This window comes from Rhizobium sp. IY2, assembly GCF_047532935.1.
GTDB classification, from domain to species: Bacteria; Pseudomonadota; Alphaproteobacteria; order Rhizobiales; family Rhizobiaceae; genus Rhizobium; species Rhizobium anhuiense.
In genome coordinates this window covers 1-967 of record NZ_JBLKNU010000035.1, presented here as the reverse complement: position 1 = coordinate 967, position 967 = coordinate 1, and the positions used below count along the sequence as shown (strand labels likewise).

Genomic DNA, 967 nt, shown 5'->3' with positions numbered 1-967 from the left:
TAAGGTGATCGTCGCCATCAACAAGGACGAGGAGGCGCCGATCTTCCAGGTCGCCGACTACGGACTGGTCGCCGATCTCTTCGACGTCCTGCCGGAATTGCAAAAGGCGCTTTAGCGGGGAGACCGAACGTGGCGCGCACGGTGGGACGTCCAATCAAACCTGGTGCCGACCTTCTCCTGAACGATGACGAGAAGCCGGCATATATACGGCTCCACGACATCGGAAGGGAAAGGCGTTCTCGGCCGTTGCAGGAATTCCTCAACGATGTCGGCGGGCTGATGTTGTCGGCGGAGGCTCCCGCCGTCGCCAGCTTCGTCGCGGGCAAGGTTCTCCAGAGGCTGCTCAAGACCGGCAAGGTGCGCCCCGAGGGCGGGTCCCTTCCCGGCACGCCGGAAGGGCTTGATGACGCCATCGCCCATCTTGCGAAATCGGGACGGAAATATGAGGCGATCGCCAGCCAGTTCCATAGTCTCGCCGACAAGCTGCTCTGGAGACGCGGCCGTTCCGGCCCGTTTGCAAGCCTGAATTTTGGCGATACGCATTCCCATGCGGTTGTCGTCGGCCCGGGCGGCATGGAGGAACGCGCCGATCTCAGGGTCGGCGTGATCTACATGGATCGCTACACCCGTTTCCCCGATCATGTTCAGACGCAGCCCCGTGCCTTCCTCCTGCTTTCGCCCGCTGAAATCTCCCTTGGCGATTCCCAATGGTTTTCTGCCGCTATCGGCACAGTCTTCGCGAACGATGCCGGGCAATCCTTCGCGATAAGATGCACGGCCCGGCCGCTTCTCGCGGTCTGGTGCCAGATCGAGCCGGAGACGAAATAGATGACCGAGACGACTGATCTGCCCGAATGCGAGAGCATGGAATTCGACGTTGTGATCGTCGGCGCCGGTCCGGCCGGTCTTGCGGCGGCGATCCGGCTGAAGCAGGTCAATCCGGAGCTTTCGGTCGTCGTGCTGGAGA

At 61.9% G+C, this 967-nt stretch carries 2 protein-coding genes and 1 pseudogene; all 3 read left to right on the top strand.

What is annotated here, in order from left to right:
• Positions 1-115, top strand: a pseudogene (locus tag ACMUVN_RS33255) (electron transfer flavoprotein subunit alpha/FixB family protein); the annotation flags it as partial.
• 14 nt (positions 116-129) lie between these two features.
• Entirely contained in the window at positions 130-828 is a 699-nt protein-coding gene (locus ACMUVN_RS33250) for a dimethylsulfonioproprionate lyase family protein (protein ID WP_132576267.1), read from the top strand.
• Positions 829-967: FAD-dependent oxidoreductase (locus ACMUVN_RS33245; RefSeq protein ID WP_414816049.1), on the top strand; the 139-nt coding region annotated here is incomplete at its 3' end.